Origin of the sequence: Bradyrhizobium sp. CCGB12 (genome assembly GCF_024199845.1) — a bacterium.
GTDB lineage: Bacteria > Pseudomonadota > Alphaproteobacteria > Rhizobiales > Xanthobacteraceae > Bradyrhizobium.
In genome coordinates, this window is the sequence record NZ_JANADO010000001.1 from 4,109,514 (window position 1) to 4,125,980 (window position 16,467).

Below are 16,467 nucleotides of genomic sequence, written 5' to 3' on the forward strand. Positions count from 1 at the left end.
CGTTGCAGTGCGGCCGGAACCCGGCGGCCATCGTTGCGAGAGCCCCGCTTCCGGCCAGACGCATTCCGCCCGCTTTCACGCCTTTCGGCGATGAAATACCCCGCCGTTCCGGGGCATCGGTAACTTTATGTCCGAAACGGCTCCGTTAACCCGGCATTATGCTGCAATGCGAGAGATTGCGTGCTGCCATGCAAACAAGCGCATGGACAGTGGCATCTGGTATACATAGATTGCCCTTCGAAATGAGACAGCAACACTGACCGTCTCAAGAAAGGGATTTCCGATGTCCAAGACCGCTTCCGTTGCTCTCGCCCCCTCCACCTCGCTGTTCGCCCGCCTCATGGCCGCGATCGACAGCTTCCTGATGGCGAGCGCCGAGATTTCCAATCAGAACGGCGACCTGCCGCGTTTCGGCCTGTAAGAAGGCCTTGCCGGCCCCGTCGACCCGCGGCCGGCAAAATCCGCAGACGCCAGATTTGATCAAAATGGCCCCGCATGTCGGGGCCATTTTCTTTTGGTGTCCGCCCCTCGCTCGCGGCCACAACTGCGACGATTGGTCCGACCCAGTGCCCGTCGATCCGATTGTTTGTCCGCTGGCATCTCGCATACCATTAGGCCAACAAGAACGATTGCACAATCAAAGGTGGTAGGCGAGGACACATCACGCAGGGCGGGAACAGCCGAGTTGCCGCGAACCTTGGCGGAACCTTAGCCGAAAGGAGCGGATGCCGCGCGTTGTCCCTGCTCATAGAGTTTCGATCGGGACTTGCCATGGGAGATCGACCGCAAGGGTGACCCCAGGCACGTGAAGCAAAGATGGGCTGAGGCGAGCCGACAAAGAGCGGCCGCGTTTAGGGTTCGACAGGGAGAGAAACAAGATGAAGCCATTCGTTCTGAATGTCGCTTTGGCGGCAATCGCGATGTCGTGCGTCACAAGCACAGCAAGCCGTGCTGCCTGGGAGCCGGTTCGTCCGGTCGAGTTCATCGTCCCCGCCGGCACCGGCGGTGGCGCCGATCAGATGGCACGCACCATCCAGGGCATCGTCACCAAGCACAATCTCATGAAGCAGCCGCTGGTCGTCATCAACAAGGCCGGCGGCGCGGGCGGTGAAGGTTTTCTCGACGTGAAGACGTCGACGAACAACCCTCACAAGATCATCATCACGCTGTCGAACCTGTTCACGACACCGCTGGCAACGGGGATCCCCTTCAACTGGAAGGATCTGACCCCGGTCGCGATGCTGGCGCTCGATGAATTCGTGCTCTGGGTGAATGCCGAGAAGCCGTACAACAGCGTCAAGGACTACGTCGACGCGGCGAAAAAGGCACCCGCCGGCTCGTTCAAGATGGGCGGCACCGGCTCCAAGCAGGAAGACCAGATCATCACGGTCGGCATCGAGAAGGCGATCGACGCGAAGTTCACCTACATCCCCTACAAGGGCGGCGGCGAAGTCGCGGTTCAGCTCGTCGGCAACCACGTCGATTCGACCGTCAACAATCCAATCGAGGCGGTCGCGCAATGGCGCGGCGGCAAGCTCCGTCCGCTCTGCGTCTTCGACGCCCAGCCGATGGCCTATGACGAGCCGATCGCCGACGGCAAGGCCTGGAAGGATATTCCGACCTGCAAGTCGCAGGGCCTCGCGATGGAATACCTCATGCTGCGCGGCATCTTCATGTCGCCCAAGGCCACGAAGGATCAGGTCGAATACTATGTCGAGCTGTTCAAGAAGGTCCGCGCCACGCCGGAATGGCAGGATTTCATGAAGAGCGGCGCCTTCAACACGACCTTCCTGGCTGGAGCCGACTACGCCAAATGGGTCGAGGCGGAGGAGAAGCGCCACGAAGGCTTGATGAAGGAAGCCGGCTTCCTGGCATCGGGGAATTGACCCGCGGCATCGACGACGGCTGAGGACGCTCGTCGTCCTCCCGTCTGCTGCGACCGCGAAAGATCACAACTCCGTCTGGAGGTCCCATGACTGAACGATCCGGATCCGAATCCGGCCCGACGCACAAGACGCTGGAAATCGGCATGGCGCTGTTGATCGGCGCCTTCGGCCTGGTCGTGATCTTCGGCAGCCTGAAGGCCGGCATCAACTGGGGCGCGGAGGGCCCGCGTGCCGGCTTCTTCCCCTTCTATGTCGGCGCCGCCATCGTTGGCGCAAGCGCCATCAACCTCTGGCATGCGCAACGCGACGACGACGGCCGGCTGTTCGCGGAATGGGGACAGCTTCGCCAGGTCATGAGCGTCGTCGTGCCCACCGCGATCTATGTCGGCTCGATGCCGTTCATCGGCCTCTACGTCGCCTCGATGGTCTTCATCGCCTGGTTCATGCGCTGGCTCGGCGGTTATCGCTGGCTGACGGTCGCCGCCGTGGCGATCGGCATGCCGGTCCTCACCTATCTCGTTTTCGAGCGCTGGTTCCTGGTCCCGCTTCCCAAGGGTCCGCTCGAGGAATGGCTCGGCCTGTAAAGGGCTTGGGCTTGTAAGCGCCGCGCCGTCATTTCCGTTACTGCTGCAGGACGTATCGATATGGAAGAGTTGGCCAATCTGTTTCACGGCTTCGCGGTCGCCCTGCAGCCCTACAACATCATGCTGATGATCATCGGCATCACGCTCGGGGTCATCATCGGCGTGCTTCCGGGGTTAGGCGGCGCCAACGGCGTGGCGATCCTGCTGCCCCTGACCTTCAGCATGCCGCCGACATCGGCGATCATCATGCTGTCCTGCATCTACTGGGGCGCATTGTTCGGCGGCGCCATCACCTCGATCCTCTTCAACATACCCGGCGAGCCCTGGTCCGTGGCGACCACCTTCGACGGCTATCCGATGGCGCAACAGGGCAAACCCGGCGAAGCCCTGACGGCCGCCTTCACCTCCTCCTTCGTGGGCGCGCTGTTTGCCGTCATCATGATCACGCTGGTCGCGCCCCTCGTCGCCGGCTTCGCGCTGCGATTTGGCCCGGCGGAGAAGTTCGCGGTGTACTTCCTCGCCTTCTGCAGCTTCGTCGGCCTCAGCAAGGAGCCGCCGTTCAAGACCATCGCGGCGATGATGATAGGCTTTGCGCTCGCCGCGGTTGGCCTCGATTCGATCACGGGGCAGCTGCGGCTGACCTTCGGCGTCACAGAGCTGCTCAACGGATTCGACTTCCTGATCGCCGTGATCGGCCTGTTCGGCATCGGCGAGATCTTGCTCACCATGGAGGAAGGGCTGGCATTCCGCGGCGGCAACGCGACCATCAACCTTCGGGTCGTGCTTCAGACCTGGCGGGAATTGCCGGCGTATTGGATGACCTCGCTGCGCTCCTGCCTGATCGGGTGCTGGATGGGCGTCACGCCCGCTGGTGCGACGCCGGCATCCTTCATGAGCTACGGCATCGCCAAACGCCTGGCGCGACGCGGCAACAATTTCGGCAAGGGCGAGATCGAGGGTGTGATCGCGCCGGAGACGGCCGCACATGCCGCGGGCACCTCGGCGCTGCTGCCGATGCTGTCGCTCGGAGTGCCCGGCTCCCCGACCGCCGCCGTCCTGCTTGGCGGATTGTTGATCTGGGGCCTGCAGCCCGGCCCCATGCTGTTCGTCGAGCAGAAGGAATTCGTCTGGGGCCTGATCGCGTCGATGTATCTCGGCAATCTCGCCGGCCTCATCGTCGTGCTCACCTGCGTGCCGATCTTCGCCGCGATCCTCCGCGTGCCCTTCGGCATCATCGCGCCGCTCATCCTCGTGCTCTGTGCGATCGGCGCCTATTCGGTGCACAACAGCACCTTCGACGTGATGCTGATGCTGGTGTTCGGCGTGCTCGGCTATCTCCTGAAGAAGTGCAACTACCCGCTTGCACCGCTCGTGCTCGCCATCGTGCTCGGCGACAAGGCGGAGGAAGCCTTCCGTCAATCGCTGCTGGGATCGCAGGGGTCGCTCAGCGTGTTCTTCTCCAATGGCCTCGTCAGCACGATCATGGCGCTCGGTCTGGTCGCCCTGTTCTGGTCCGTGATCCAGGAAGGCTACAGCCGGCTGCGCACGTCGATGGCGTGAGATTCGATCTGCGTAATCTGCACGGCTACTAACGCCAGATTGCCGCAGGTCGAACTTCTGGAATATAGAATTCCAGGAATTGCGCGTTCGCCAACTGATCGCGCCTCCGCACGTGTGAACAGCACGCGCGTAGAAAATCTCCGAGCGCACAAGCTTTCAACAGCGGCCTGCGGCATTGCCGCAAAACAGAAATAATCCACAAAATCAATAATTTAAATGGAGCAGGCCACCATCGCCGCCGGCAGTCGGCAGCGATTGGGGCTTTACAAACCCACACTCCTGGCGCATGTGAACAGGCCCGCGTTATTTCGCCGCACCTCCCCGTCCTCGGTTGAATCTTGGCATAATGAATACCAGTATGCCCGCCAGCGCATGGACAAAAATGATCGGCGCGTTCGGGAGGGTTTTTAATGACGGACATGGTGCAGTCGGGAGCGGCCCCTAGTGCCGCGCGCGTCAGCGATACTTATCGCTGGGCGCAATTGGCCATCGGCGTAGGCGCGATGGTGATGATCGCCAACTATCAATACGGCTGGACGTTCTTCGTCCCTGACATCCAGAAGAAGTTCGGCTGGGATCGCGCGTCGATCCAATGGGCCTTTACGCTCTTTGTCCTGTTCGAAACCTGGCTCGTGCCGATCGAGGGATGGTTCGTCGACAAATACGGCCCGCGCATCGTGGTGCTGGTCGGCGGCGTGCTCTGCGCCATCGGGTGGGCGATCAACGCGCAGGCCACCACGCTCAACGGCTTCTATCTCGGAATGATCATCGCGGGCATCGGCGCCGGTGGCGTCTACGGCACCTGCGTCGGCAACGCGCTGAAATGGTTTCCGGACAAGCGCGGCCTTGCCGCGGGCATCACGGCCGCAGGCTTCGGTGCAGGCTCCGCGCTGACCGTCGCGCCGATCCAGGCCATGATCAAGGACAGTGGCTTCCAGACCACCTTCCTCTATTTCGGCCTCGGACAAGGCATCATCATCTGCATCCTCGCCTTCTTCCTGCTGTCGCCGAAGGCGGGCCAGGTGCCACACGTGGTGGCGAACGCCCATCTGCTGCAGACCCGCCGCAACTACCAGCCGACCGAAGTGCTGCGTCAGCCGATCTTCTGGCTGATGTACTTCATGTTCGTGATCGTCGGCGCCGGCGGGTTGATGGTGACGGCCAACCTGAAGCCGATCGCGGCCGACTGGAAGGTCGACAACGTGCCGGTCACGCTGATGGCGGTGACGATGACGGCCGTGACCTTCGCAGCGACGATCGACCGCGTGCTCAACGGCCTGACGCGTCCGTTCTTCGGCTGGATCTCCGACATGATCGGCCGCGAGAACACGATGTTCATCGCGTTCGGCATGGAAGGCTTCGGCATCTGGATGCTCTACCTCTGGGGTCACGATCCGATCTGGTTCGTGCTGCTCTCGGGCTTCGTGTTCTTCGCCTGGGGTGAGATCTACTCGCTGTTCCCCTCGACCTGCACCGACACGTTCGGCGCCAAGTTCGCGACCACCAATGCCGGCCTGCTCTACACCGCGAAGGGCACCGCCGCACTGCTGGTGCCGATCGCCAACTACATGCAGCAGTCGTCGGGCACCTGGGACAGCGTGTTCATCATCGCGGCCGGCGCCAACATCCTGGCTTCGCTGTTGGCGATCGCGGTGCTGAAACCCTGGCGCAAGATCGTGGTCGAGAAATCGACCATCTGATCCGCTCCACCAAGTCTCGTTCAAACATGACGCCCGGCCTCACGGCCGGGCGTTTTCGTATTTTAAGAACTCATCCGGCGAAGTCCTCACTTGGCGGAACCAGCTATTTTTGCTGCGCTGCGTCACAAGATGGGGCTTGCGTTCTGGAATATGGTATACCAATTTCCTGACTGCGCTTGCGACGATAAGCCACAACATTTGCGACACTGGGTCATCTTGCAATCCCAGGTCTCATTCAATCAGGCGCTTGGGAGGTTGTTGATGATTTCCAGCACGGATGGCGCCGTTACAGCCGCGCCTCTTCGCACAGGTTTCCGCTGGCTCCAGCTCGTGATGGGCATCGTCTGCATGGCGATGATCGCCAATCTGCAATACGGCTGGACACTGTTCGTCGATCCGATCGATCACGAACACCATTGGGGACGCGCCGCGATCCAACTCGCGTTCACCATCTTCGTCGTCACCGAGACCTGGCTGGTGCCGATCGAGGCCTGGTTCGTCGACAAATACGGCCCGCGCGTCGTCATCATGTTCGGTGGCGTCATGATCGCACTGTCCTGGATCCTCAACTCCTACGCTGACTCGCTCACCCTGCTCTACGCGGCCGCGATCATCGGCGGCATGGGCGCGGGCGCGGTCTACGGCACCTGCGTCGGCAATGCGCTGAAGTGGTTTCCCGATCGCCGCGGCCTCGCCGCAGGCGCGACGGCCGCCGGCTTCGGCGCGGGCGCTGCGCTCACCGTGGTGCCGATCGCGAGCATGATCGCGGCGAGCGGCTACCAGCACGCGTTCCTCACCTTCGGCATCGGCCAGGGCGTAATCGTGTTCGTGCTCGCCTTCTTCATCCAGCCGCCGCGGATCTCGATCCCGCCGAAGAAGAAGCAGCTCAACCTGCCGCAGACCAAGATCGACTTCACCCCGCCGCAGGTGCTGCGCAGCCCTGTTTTCTGGGTGATGTATCTTGTCTTCGTCATGGTCGCCTCCGGCGGCCTGATGACCGCGGCGCAGATCGCCCCGATCGCGCACGACTTCAAGATCGCAAGCACCCCGGTCACGCTCGCGGGCTTCCAGATGGCCGCCTTGACATTCGCGATCTCGCTCGACCGCATCTTCGACGGTTTCGGACGTCCCTTCTTCGGCTGGGTCTCCGACACGATCGGCCGCGAGCACACCATGTTCATCGCCTTCGGCACCGCCGCACTGATGCTGCTGACACTGTCCGCCTATGGCCAAGTGCCTGTTGTCTTCGTGCTCGCGACCGCGGTGTATTTCGGCGTGTTCGGCGAGATCTACTCGCTGTTCCCCGCGACTTGCGGCGACACCTTCGGCTCGAAATACGCGACCACCAACAACGGCATGCTCTACACCGCGAAGGGCACCGCGTCCCTGCTCGTCCCGCTCGCAAGCGTGATCTCCACCGCCTATGGCTGGAAGGCCGTGTTCGTGGTGGCGGTGGCCCTCAACGCAACGGCCGCGCTGATGGCCGTGTTCGTGATCAAGCCGCTGCGCCGCTCCTTCATTCTCGGCAAGGAAGCTGAGAGCGCGGGCACCACGACCGGCAACGCCAAGACCGAGACGGCGTAAGCCAGCACACGCTTGCAGGCTTGAGAAAGGGGCGCAGCGATGCGCCCCTTTCTTTTTTTACGCAGGGCAAACGTCAGCATTACTGCCGCAAGATTTTTCGGATCCCCCAAATCCAACGCTTGACGATTGGCATTATGTATACCACACTTCCTCTGTCATTCACCCAAGGAGGTTGCAATGCTGGTCGGAGACATTCTGCGCAAGAAGACGCCGCGCGTTGTCACGGTGCGAATGAACGAAACGGTGGGTATCGCCGCCAAGCTGATGCGCGCCAACAACATCAGCGCGCTAGTGGTCAAGGACGTGGTCCGCTCCGAGGGTAACACCGCGGTCGGCATGTTCACCGAGCGCGACGTGGTGCGCGCCGTCGCCGAGCACGGCGCCAATGCCGTCAACGTCAAGGTCTCGCAGCTGGTCTCGGTGCAGCAGCTGGTGTCCTGCACCTCCTCGGACACGATCGAGCACGTCCGGCATCTGATGAACCGGCATCACATCCGGCATCTGCCTGTCATCGACGAGTACAGCCTCGTCTCCGTCATCAGCATGCGCGACATCGCCGCTGCCGTCGACGAAGCACTCAACGGCACGCCGCAAGCAGCAGCCTAGAGCTCCCAGCCACAAAACAGGCGCGCTCCCTCTCCCGCTTGCGGGAGAGGGTTGGGGAGAGGGTGTCTCCGCTAGGGAAACTCCCCAAGAGGATAGAGCCCTCACCCGCCGCGCTCGGGACGATGCTTCGCATCGCCCGGGGCACGTCGACCTCTCCCGCAAGCGGGAGAGGTGCAGCAGACCTGTGTCACGAGCCATCGCAACGCTTCCAAATCTTGGTCCCACGAGGATTTCATGAAGATCTGCATCTACGGCGCCGGCGCGATCGGCGGATATCTCGGGGTTCAGCTCGCGCGCGCAGGCGCCGACGTCAGCCTGGTCGCACGCGGCGCGCACCTTGCCGCGATGCGCGAGCGCGGCCTGACGCTGCTCGCGGGCGAGGAAAAGCACACCGTGCATCCGCGCTGCACCGACAATCCCGCCGAGCTCGGCGTGCAGGATACCATCGTCGTCACGCTGAAGGCGCACTCGATCACCGGCGTGATCGAGAAGATGCAGCCGCTGCTCGGCCCGCACACCCGCATCGTCACTGCCGTCAACGGCATCCCCTATTGGTACTTCTACAAGCACGGCGGCCAATACGAGAATTCGACGCTGGAGAGCATCGACCCCGGCGGGCGGCAGTGGCGCGAAATCGGCGCCGAGCGTGCCATCGGCTGCATCGTCTATCCCGCCACCGAGATCGAGGCGCCCGGCGTGATCCGCCACGTCTACGGCAACAATTTCCCGCTCGGCGAGCCCTCCGGCGAGGTCACACCGGACGTGCAGCGACTTGCCGACCTGTTCGTCGCGGCCGGCCTGAAGGCCCCCGTGCTCGACCGCATCCGCGACGAGATCTGGCTGAAACTCTGGGGCAATGTCTGCTTCAATCCGATCAGCGCGCTCACGCATGCAACCCTCGACGTGATCTGCACCGATCCGGCGACGCGCGCGCTGTCGCGCGCGATCATGGTGGAGACGCAGGCCATCGCCGAGACCTTCGGCGTCAAATTCCGCGTCGACGTCGAGCGCCGCATCGAGGGCGCCCGCAAGGTCGGCGCGCACAAGACCTCGATGCTCCAGGATCTCGAGCGCGGCCGCCCGATGGAGATCGACCCGCTCGTCACCGTCGTGCAGGAGATGGGCCGCCTCACCGGCATCGCCACGCCCGCGCTCGACTCGGTGCTGGCGATGGTGACCCAGCGTGCCCGCATCGCCGGCCTCTATGACGGCATCTCGACGCCATCAGATCCCCGCGCACTGGCGGTGGCATGATGGCGGGCGAGATGAAGCAGTGGCTGCGCTTCCGCCACGCCGGCACGACCGGCTTCGGCACGCTGACACCGTCAGGCATCAGCGTGCACGAGGGCGAGATGTTCGGCCGCAACGCGGCTACCGGCAAGACGCTGGCGCTGCCTGAGGTCGAGCTGCTCGCGCCCTGCGCGCCCAGCAAGATCGTCGCGCTCTGGAACAACTTTCACGCGCTCGCCGCCAAGCTGAACCAGCCCGAGCCGCCGGAGCCGCTTTATCTGCTCAAGGCCACCACCAGCATCACGACACCCGGCGCCGTGATCCGCCGCCCCTCTTACTACGACGGCAAGACCACCTATGAGGGCGAGCTCGGCATCGTCATCGGCAAGACCTGCGCCCGCGTCTCGCCTGGCGAAGCCGACAGCTTCATCTTCGGCTACACCTGCGTCAACGACATCACCGCCAACGACATCTTGACCCGCGACCCGACCTTCCCGCAATGGGCGCGCGCGAAGGGCATCGACGGTTACGGCCCGTTCGGCCCCCTCATTGCGACCGGCCTCGATCCGGCGAGGCTCGTGGTCCGCACCATCCTCAACGGCGCGGAGCGGCAGAACTATCCGATCTCGGACATGATCTTCAGCGCGCAGGAGCTCGTCAGCAGGATCTCCCACGACATGACCCTGCTCCCTGGCGACCTCATTGCGGTGGGCACCTCGGTCGGCGTCGGCGTGATGAAGGAGCCGGTGAACGCCGTGACTGTCGCGATCGACGGCATCGGCGAGCTCACCAACGAGTTTCGGCTGTAGGGCGTGTACTCATAAGTGAGACGCTTGATCTCGGTCGCGCCTGATGTCCGCTCGTCATTCAACAGCGGCAAAAAAGCGGACATCGTCGCAGGTCGCTAAAGGGCCATGTGTGGGCGGCTCCAGGTTGGCAAGGGTTTTCTTTACGCATGCGGCGGTAGTCGGGGCAGCCATGTGTTCGGCCTATTAGCGCGGTTCACGTGACCGCTGGCCATGATGCCCTCCGCGGATCAGGTCCCGGTCAAAAGCACACTGTATGCCCTAACGCCTGCAACTCGCGAGACCAATGGTGCGATGATGCGCAAGCCTCGATCCCCACCAGACAGGGCGGCAGCTTCTGAAAAAAAAACGCCAGGACGTGGCGGCGCTTCAACTGACGGCGGATGACCACTTGGCCGGCATCAACGCCGTGTACTTGGAAGACCGACTTCGCGATATCCAGACCGATTGTCGAAATTGACTGCATAGCTTGCTCCTCCGAATCGTGGGAGCCTCAAAATGGCGCCCACTCCTTGGCGCTCTCGCGCCGGTGGAGGAGCCGTCCACGGCATCAAAAGCAGAAGTCCCGATAGACCTCGAGAAGCACACCGACCGAAAGTTTGTTAGTCAGGCCAGCGAGGAGAGGAACACGTGACCAATTAATGCGGCGATCAGTTGCATACCTCAAGCTGACGGCCAGACATTAACCCAGTGTTGCGTCCGATTCGATCCTCTTCCAGTCTGCATCCGCTTCTGACAGGCCGACATCCCGCCGGGCCGCAGAAAATCTGGCCGGCAGACTTGGCCTGTGAACCAGTGGGGACGGCTTCGCCCTTCTTTCTCTCGTCGTCTCGCGGCTTGGCATCCGGACGGGTCGCAACAGGCTTCTTATCCTGGACCTTCTCGCACTCGTTGCCGTCGTTGACCCGATAGCCTGTGCGGCAGGCGATCTTGACGCATGCGTCGCCATCAGCCTTGAACCCATGGTCGCAGACCAACGGGCAGACACGATCTTGCTTGCTCTTGATCGCATCAAGGGCATCGAAGCTCGCCAGTTTGGCGTCGAACTTGGTGCCAGCATACTTGTTGAACAGCGTCAGCGACCGCTGCGAGGTCGCGTTCCACTCTCCGTCCGCTGTTCCGATCAGACATCCCACGCGACGGAGCTCGGACTGAATCAACTTAGCGGTCTCCTGCGGCGAGAGACTGGGCGGCGATTGCGTTGGGGCGACTGCCGCGACCTTTTGCTCTCCCTCTGGCGGCGTGTTGTCGGCTGGTTGTTTTGCAATCAGCTCGGCAGCCGCCTTGTCGTTTTCGACCTTGTCGTCCAACGCCTTCTTGGCTACGGCGGCTTCGGCATCCTTCCTGCGCTGCTCGGCGGCGGCCGCCTTGGCCTCCTCGACCTGCTTGGTCTTCTCAGCCGCAATTCGTGCGTTCTCTGCAGCCTTGGCGGCCGCCGCCGCCTTTTCCTGCTCCGCCTTGTTCGCGCGCTCAGCCGTGAGCCGCGCCTTTTCGTCCTCAGCCTGGCGCGCCTTGGTCGCTGCAGCCGCGCGCGCCTCTTCGGCTGCAACGTTCTTCAGCTGCGCGCGAGCCAGGCCGGCATAGAACCCGTCGGGATAGGCCTGGAGGAATGCTTCCCATCCGTCCCGGTTTCCTGTCTGCAGCGCAAGCTCATAGTCCCTGCGGATTCCATCCTGCGAATTCGCTTGCGGCCCTTGCGGCGCCGCTGCCACAGGCTTCGCAGGAATCAGCGCCAAGTCATCGCCGCCGAGCGAACCGTAGACATAGGGCTCCTGCTTGTTGCCAGTTTTCTTCAAAACATCGTCGCGGACGAAGCGAAATGCCTTCCCCAGATCCAGCCCCGGCGTGGGGAGGCGCTCGACCAGGGCCGCCGCGAATGGACTGTTTTTGGAGTCGCCATCTGACGCCGTCGACCCCGCCTTCGCTGCGAAAGCAATCATTGTGTTCGGACTGGTCGGCTCGATCTTGGCGAGGCCGCGCCCGATGGCGCGCGAAGCGATCGTCCGCTTCATAGTCTTGGCGAACGGATTGTCCCGGCAGGCATCGAGAATGACAAGGCGGAGCTGCTTCGCGGGTTCGACCGCAAACAGCGCGCGGTCCAGAGCAATCGTCTCGTCGAGGACGTCGCTATCCCTCTCCAGCGTTGCGTCCGTGGGGATCAGATAGTTGGTGCCATCAAGTTCGATGCCGTGACCGGCGTAGTAGATCACGGCGACCTCGGCATTCCTGGTCTTGTCGCCGAAGTCACGCAGTGCCCTCCGCATCTCCGCGACATTGAGGTCAAGCTTGATGTCGACGGCGTCGAATCCGGCCTTCTTGAACATGCCACCGACCAGAGTGGCATCGTTCGCCGGGTTGGTGAGCCGGGACACGTTCTTGTAGGCCGAATTGCCGATAACCAGCGCCACACGCCGTTCGGCGATCGCCGGCCCGCATCCCAGCCACACGGCAAAAAGGATCAAAAGAAAACGAAGCGCGCCCATTACAGCCCCAAATCAATTGCGAGCAGCGTAGTCACAGCCTGCCCGAAGGCAAGTGGGCCTTATGTGAGATGAGTCACTAAGCCAAATCGCCGAAACATTCTTCCGTCTGACGAAAAGAAGGTCGGAAGATGCGGACCTTTGCGTGACCATCGTCACAGATCGGCGGCTTGCCTTTCTGGCGCCGGTGGAGGAGCCGTCCACAGCATCAAAAGCGGACCTTGGCGGCGCCGAAATGGCGTCTGCTTTATGATCGAGAGACAACGTCTCTTTTAGCGCCATTGAGCGGATAGCAGCCACTTTCAATTCGTCGTGGTCTTGCCGCCGCGCATGGACACGAGCTTTTCCTCACGAAATCGGAGAATGAGCCATGCGGTCTCATCAAAACCGTCTGCGAGCTTTCCGTGGTGAGAATACACCATCTGAGCAGCTTCCGACTTCGACGGCGGTCCCAGCGCCGTGACTACCTCCAAACGCGACATACCTAAATGCAGCTTGCCGTCGAAGACGACGGGCGCGAACTTTTCCGGGATGATGGCGCAATCGGTCGAGGTCTCGGTGTCTTTCTCGGTGAGCTCTTCAACGACCTCTGTGACGAGATGGTCCGGGCCGCCCATCTCTCCGCTGGACACGGCCCATAGTCGATACTGCGCGCGCCTATAACACAGCCAATAGACACTATCTCCAGCGTCGCCCTGGTGTTGGATGGTCCCTTCGCCCACGGCTTCGCGAACCGCGCCGAGCCGCGTCTTCTCGAAGCGGCCTGCGAATGCGCCTAGCGAAAAGCGGGTCGCCAATCTCTTCACGACTGTCGGCGGCACGCGCTCGAACGCATGTTCGCTGACTGGGGGCGGAGGTGTCTGCGCGGAGCAGTCGTCCGCGGGGATCGCGAAAAGGAGAAGCAGCAAGAAGAGCGTCTTTCGACCACCAACTCCGAATTGCCCTACATTGAAGGTTGAGCGCTTCTGCATAGCTCAATCGCTCATCATTTTTGGCTCAAAGCTTTCTTCACCCGCCCGATCGCTTCTGGGGCGTCGGGAGCGGTGGGGATGGCCTATCGCTATTTCCCCGAACCCTCTTCCGACCCTTGGTCGGGGTCACAATTCAAATGGTTCATACACGAACTCGGACAGCTTCCGGTCCGGGTCACAAGCGGTAATGCTCTAACCGATCAGACCATTTCCACTCAGCCATCAAAAGCCATCGTCGTCATTTATGGGTGCACGCCCTAGTGCTCTCCATCATTCCGGGACGCGACGACGTCGCGAGCCCGGAATGAAGGCTCGTCGGCTATTTGCTCTGCAGCGCAGCAAAATTGATCCAGCGCAAATCGGCCGTCGCGGCCAACGCTATCCTTCCCGCAAGAAATCAATTTCTGATGCCAGGGAGGACGCCATGACGAATGCCGGCAATGCACTTTTGTGGACGGCCCTGTACTTCGTTCTCTCGTTCGCTGCGATTTTCGTGGTCTGGTTCGCCGACAAGATGCGCTCGAACTTCCTCGGAAAGCGATAGACCGATCGGGTGAGAACAAGCGGTGTCGAGGCCCGGGATGAACGAAGCGATATCCGGGATCCATGCTTCCGTAGAGAACCCGCAATATCGCTTGGCTCATGCGGGCTACAAAAGCTGCGCGCGCTCATTGCGCCGCCGAAACGACGGGACACATCACATCTCCGCGCGCCCGATAGATGCCGCCAACATGTCCCGCGCTTGCCGCAACTTGGACGCATTCGGCCGCCCTTCTGTGACGCGTGTCTGGGGGCACGGCTCTGCCGTGTTTGGACCAAACCTTCTAGGGGTATCAACGTGAAGAAGATTGTAATTGCTCTGGGTGCTACGCTTGCTCTGGTGACGGCCGCGAACGCTGCGGATCTGCCGCGCCGCCAGCCCGTGCCGGCCTATCCCGCCGAGCAGGCGCAGATCGGCAAGATGCCGATTGGCAAGAGCCCGGTTGGAAAGGCCCCGATCGGCAAGGCGCCCGGCCCGGTCGCAGCGCGCTACTGAGGCGCAACACGAACCTGCGTAGGCGGCCGAGAGTCGAGGGGGCATCGCGTGACGTACAAACCTGATCGATCGGGATCCTGCATCCTCGCGGGCTTCGCGCTCGCGGCCATGATCGCATGCATGATGCCCTCGGCCTCGGCCCATGAAGCGAACAAGCGCGTTGCCGATGCGAACGCGCTTGCTACTGCTGACACCGCATCACGACCTCAGCCGCCAGCGACGCGGCGTCCCGTCGCGCGCGCGGAGAAAGGTCCGTACTACGTCGACTTCCGCGCCCGCACGGCCGCGAGCTGGGGCCACGCCTTCGTCTGGTACGGCAAGACCAGCGAGCGCGCGGTCGAGGTCGCGGGCCTCACGCCGGCCGGCGACACGCTTGCTTACGTGCTCGGCCACATCACCTTTGTGCCCTCCGAGACCGGCGCGAGCTACGGCGATCTCGATCCGGAATATCTGACCGCGAGCTATCGCGTCTATCTCAACGAGGCCGACGCCAAGCGCGTGTTCGCCTACATCAAGAAACTGCAGGCAAACTCGCCGGTGTGGAACGCCGAGACCACCAACTGCACCGGCTTCATCGGCGACATCGCCGAGTTCATGGGATTGAAGGTCCCCTACCGCTGGCAGCGCCCGGAAAACTTCGTCAACAGCCTCAAGGAAATCAACGGCGGCCGCCAGATGGTGCGGCTGTCGGCGGAGTAGCTGGCCGGAGCGCGTCCGCATATCCCTCCAACGTCGTCCTGGCGAAAGCCAGGACCCATTACCCCGGTCAGCGCTATCGGGCACGCCGCGGCCACCATTGCGCCAAACAACATCTCCCTGTGGTTATGGGTCCTGGCTTTCGCCAGGACGACGGCGGTGGATGCGGCAAGCGTAACCGCTCCAATTATCCGCCCCGTGGAATCACCCCCTCCCGCCCGCATGAAAGCCCGCACGGCGGCGCAATAGACATTTCCCACCCCTGGCGGCATCCTCCCGGCATCAACCGAGAACAGAGCGCCATGTGGGCGGGGGAAACAGATCATGCTGCAGACACGCTTCACCAAGCTCGTCGGCGTCGAGCATCCGATCGTCCAGGGCGGCATGCAATGGGTCGGGCGGGCCGAGCTGGTCGCAGCGGTCGCCAATGCCGGGGCGCTCGGCTTCATCACGGCGCTGACCCAGCCGACGCCGGAGGACCTCTCCAAGGAGATCGCGCGCTGCCGCGACCTCACCGACAGACCGTTCGGCGTCAACCTCACCATCCTGCCCGCAATCAAGCCGCCGCCTTATGCCGAATACCGCGCCGCCATCATCGAGAGCGGCGTCAAGGTGGTCGAGACCGCCGGCAACAAGCCGCAGGCGCATGTCGACGAGTTCAGGAAGCACGGCGTCAAGGTCGTGCACAAATGCACCAGCGTACGCCACGCGCTCTCGGCCGAGCGCATGGGCGTCGACGCCATCTCGATCGACGGCTTCGAATGCGCCGGCCACCCCGGCGAGGACGACACCCCCGGCCTGATCCTGATCCCGGCCGCCGCCAACAGGATCAAGATCCCGATGATCGCCTCGGGCGGCTTTGCCGACGCCCGCGGCCTCGTCGCGGCGCTGGCGCTCGGCGCCGACGGCATCAACATGGGCACGCGCTTCATGGCCACCAGGGAGAGCCCGATCCACCAGTCCATCAAGGAGAAGATCGTCGCCAATGACGAGCGCGAGACCGAGCTGATCTTCCGCACCATGCGCAACACGTCGCGCGTCGCCAAGAACGCGATCTCGACCAAGGTCGTCGCGATGGAGAAGGAAGGCGCCAGGTTCGAGGACATCCGCGAGCTCGTCGCCGGTGCCCGCGGCAAGATGGTCTACGCGACCGGGAATTCCGACGAGGGCATCTGGTCGGCCGGCCAGGTGCAGGGCCTGATCCAGGACATCCCGAGCTGCGCCGAGCTCGTCTCCCGCATCGTGCGCGAGGCCGAGGCCATCATTCGCAGCCGGCTCGAAGGCATGATCGTTCATCCGACCGCGCAAGCGGCGGAATAATCACTTCA

15 protein-coding genes and 1 pseudogene are annotated in these 16,467 nt (G+C 62.7%); 13 read left to right on the forward strand and 3 right to left on the reverse strand.

Features of this window, described 5'->3' with window-relative positions:
* The first annotated feature begins 283 nt into the window (after window positions 1-283).
* From NLM27_RS19340 to NLM27_RS19380, 9 genes are all read left to right on the forward strand, one after another.
* Window positions 284-421, forward strand: a complete 138-nt coding sequence (locus NLM27_RS19340; protein ID WP_254144822.1) for a hypothetical protein — start codon at window positions 284-286, stop codon at window positions 419-421.
* Between the two features lie 457 nt (window positions 422-878).
* Window positions 879-1,886 (forward strand): tripartite tricarboxylate transporter substrate binding protein, encoded by a 1,008-nt coding sequence (locus NLM27_RS19345; protein ID WP_254144823.1) that lies wholly within the window; start codon window positions 879-881, stop codon window positions 1,884-1,886.
* Window positions 1,887-1,972: 86 nt separating this feature from the next.
* A complete protein-coding gene (locus NLM27_RS19350) occupies window positions 1,973-2,470 on the forward strand; it encodes a tripartite tricarboxylate transporter TctB family protein (RefSeq protein WP_254144824.1) in 498 nt (165 codons plus the stop codon).
* Between the two features lie 60 nt (window positions 2,471-2,530).
* The gene (locus NLM27_RS19355) at window positions 2,531-4,030 is read left to right on the forward strand and encodes a tripartite tricarboxylate transporter permease (protein ID WP_254144825.1); all 1,500 of its coding nucleotides are present in this window, start codon (window positions 2,531-2,533) and stop codon (window positions 4,028-4,030) included.
* 410 nt (window positions 4,031-4,440) lie between these two features.
* A complete protein-coding gene (oxlT, locus tag NLM27_RS19360) occupies window positions 4,441-5,730 on the forward strand; it encodes an oxalate/formate MFS antiporter (RefSeq protein WP_254144826.1) in 1,290 nt (429 codons plus the stop codon).
* Between the two features lie 261 nt (window positions 5,731-5,991).
* Entirely contained in the window at window positions 5,992-7,314 is a 1,323-nt protein-coding gene (oxlT, locus tag NLM27_RS19365; protein WP_254144827.1) for an oxalate/formate MFS antiporter, read from the forward strand.
* Between the two features lie 177 nt (window positions 7,315-7,491).
* Complete coding sequence (locus tag NLM27_RS19370) at window positions 7,492-7,920, forward strand: CBS domain-containing protein (protein WP_254144828.1); 429 nt, start codon at window positions 7,492-7,494, stop codon at window positions 7,918-7,920.
* Window positions 7,921-8,154: 234 nt separating this feature from the next.
* Window positions 8,155-9,174 carry a 2-dehydropantoate 2-reductase gene (locus NLM27_RS19375; protein WP_254144829.1) on the forward strand — a complete coding sequence of 340 codons (1,020 nt, stop codon included), beginning with the start codon at window positions 8,155-8,157 and terminating at the stop codon, window positions 9,172-9,174.
* Window positions 9,171-9,959, forward strand: coding sequence for a fumarylacetoacetate hydrolase family protein (locus NLM27_RS19380; RefSeq protein WP_254144830.1), 789 nt, complete (start codon window positions 9,171-9,173; stop codon window positions 9,957-9,959). Before NLM27_RS19375 ends, NLM27_RS19380 begins: the two co-directional genes overlap by 4 nt.
* A 247-nt stretch (window positions 9,960-10,206) precedes the next feature.
* On the opposite strand, the pseudogene NLM27_RS19385 reads toward NLM27_RS19380, so the two are convergent.
* The 3 genes and pseudogenes from NLM27_RS19385 to NLM27_RS19395 form a co-directional block, all read right to left on the reverse strand.
* Window positions 10,207-10,422: pseudogene (locus NLM27_RS19385) on the reverse strand (IS110 family transposase); the annotation flags it as partial.
* A 184-nt stretch (window positions 10,423-10,606) separates the two neighbouring features.
* Window positions 10,607-12,439, reverse strand: coding sequence for a caspase family protein (locus tag NLM27_RS19390; RefSeq protein WP_254144831.1), 1,833 nt, complete (start codon window positions 12,437-12,439; stop codon window positions 10,607-10,609).
* 299 nt (window positions 12,440-12,738) lie between these two features.
* Entirely contained in the window at window positions 12,739-13,344 is a 606-nt protein-coding gene (locus NLM27_RS19395; RefSeq protein ID WP_254144832.1) for a hypothetical protein, read from the reverse strand.
* Window positions 13,345-13,711: 367 nt separating this feature from the next.
* Here NLM27_RS19395 and NLM27_RS19400 point away from each other — a divergent pair, with 367 nt between their 5' ends.
* The 4 genes from NLM27_RS19400 (at window position 13,712) to NLM27_RS19415 (ending at window position 16,459) form a co-directional block, all read left to right on the forward strand.
* Window positions 13,712-13,951 (forward strand): hypothetical protein, encoded by a 240-nt coding sequence (locus NLM27_RS19400; RefSeq protein WP_254144833.1) that lies wholly within the window; start codon window positions 13,712-13,714, stop codon window positions 13,949-13,951.
* Between the two features lie 288 nt (window positions 13,952-14,239).
* A complete protein-coding gene (locus NLM27_RS19405) occupies window positions 14,240-14,443 on the forward strand; it encodes a hypothetical protein (protein ID WP_375142322.1) in 204 nt (67 codons plus the stop codon).
* 48 nt (window positions 14,444-14,491) lie between these two features.
* The gene (locus tag NLM27_RS19410; RefSeq protein WP_254144834.1) at window positions 14,492-15,142 is read left to right on the forward strand and encodes a hypothetical protein; all 651 of its coding nucleotides are present in this window, start codon (window positions 14,492-14,494) and stop codon (window positions 15,140-15,142) included.
* A 321-nt stretch (window positions 15,143-15,463) separates the two neighbouring features.
* Window positions 15,464-16,459 (forward strand): nitronate monooxygenase family protein, encoded by a 996-nt coding sequence (locus NLM27_RS19415; RefSeq protein WP_254144835.1) that lies wholly within the window; start codon window positions 15,464-15,466, stop codon window positions 16,457-16,459.
* Window positions 16,460-16,467 lie beyond the last annotated feature (8 nt).

What these genes read in the sequence shown, in the direction of transcription:
- NLM27_RS19340 (WP_254144822.1), top strand. Translation starts at nt 284, where the DNA reads ATGTCCAAGACCGCTTCCGTTGCTCTCGCCCCCTCCACCTCGCTGTTC.
- NLM27_RS19345 (WP_254144823.1), top strand. Translation starts at nt 879, where the DNA reads ATGAAGCCATTCGTTCTGAATGTCGCTTTGGCGGCAATCGCGATGTCG.
- NLM27_RS19350 (WP_254144824.1), top strand. Translation starts at nt 1,973, where the DNA reads ATGACTGAACGATCCGGATCCGAATCCGGCCCGACGCACAAGACGCTG.
- NLM27_RS19355 (WP_254144825.1), top strand. Translation starts at nt 2,531, where the DNA reads ATGGAAGAGTTGGCCAATCTGTTTCACGGCTTCGCGGTCGCCCTGCAG.
- oxlT (WP_254144826.1), top strand. Translation starts at nt 4,441, where the DNA reads ATGACGGACATGGTGCAGTCGGGAGCGGCCCCTAGTGCCGCGCGCGTC.
- oxlT (WP_254144827.1), top strand. Translation starts at nt 5,992, where the DNA reads ATGATTTCCAGCACGGATGGCGCCGTTACAGCCGCGCCTCTTCGCACA.
- NLM27_RS19370 (WP_254144828.1), top strand. Translation starts at nt 7,492, where the DNA reads ATGCTGGTCGGAGACATTCTGCGCAAGAAGACGCCGCGCGTTGTCACG.
- NLM27_RS19375 (WP_254144829.1), top strand. Translation starts at nt 8,155, where the DNA reads ATGAAGATCTGCATCTACGGCGCCGGCGCGATCGGCGGATATCTCGGG.
- NLM27_RS19380 (WP_254144830.1), top strand. Translation starts at nt 9,171, where the DNA reads ATGATGGCGGGCGAGATGAAGCAGTGGCTGCGCTTCCGCCACGCCGGC.
- NLM27_RS19390 (WP_254144831.1), bottom strand. Translation starts at nt 12,439, where the DNA reads ATGGGCGCGCTTCGTTTTCTTTTGATCCTTTTTGCCGTGTGGCTGGGA.
- NLM27_RS19400 (WP_254144833.1), top strand. Translation starts at nt 13,712, where the DNA reads ATGAAGGCTCGTCGGCTATTTGCTCTGCAGCGCAGCAAAATTGATCCA.
- NLM27_RS19415 (WP_254144835.1), top strand. Translation starts at nt 15,464, where the DNA reads ATGCTGCAGACACGCTTCACCAAGCTCGTCGGCGTCGAGCATCCGATC.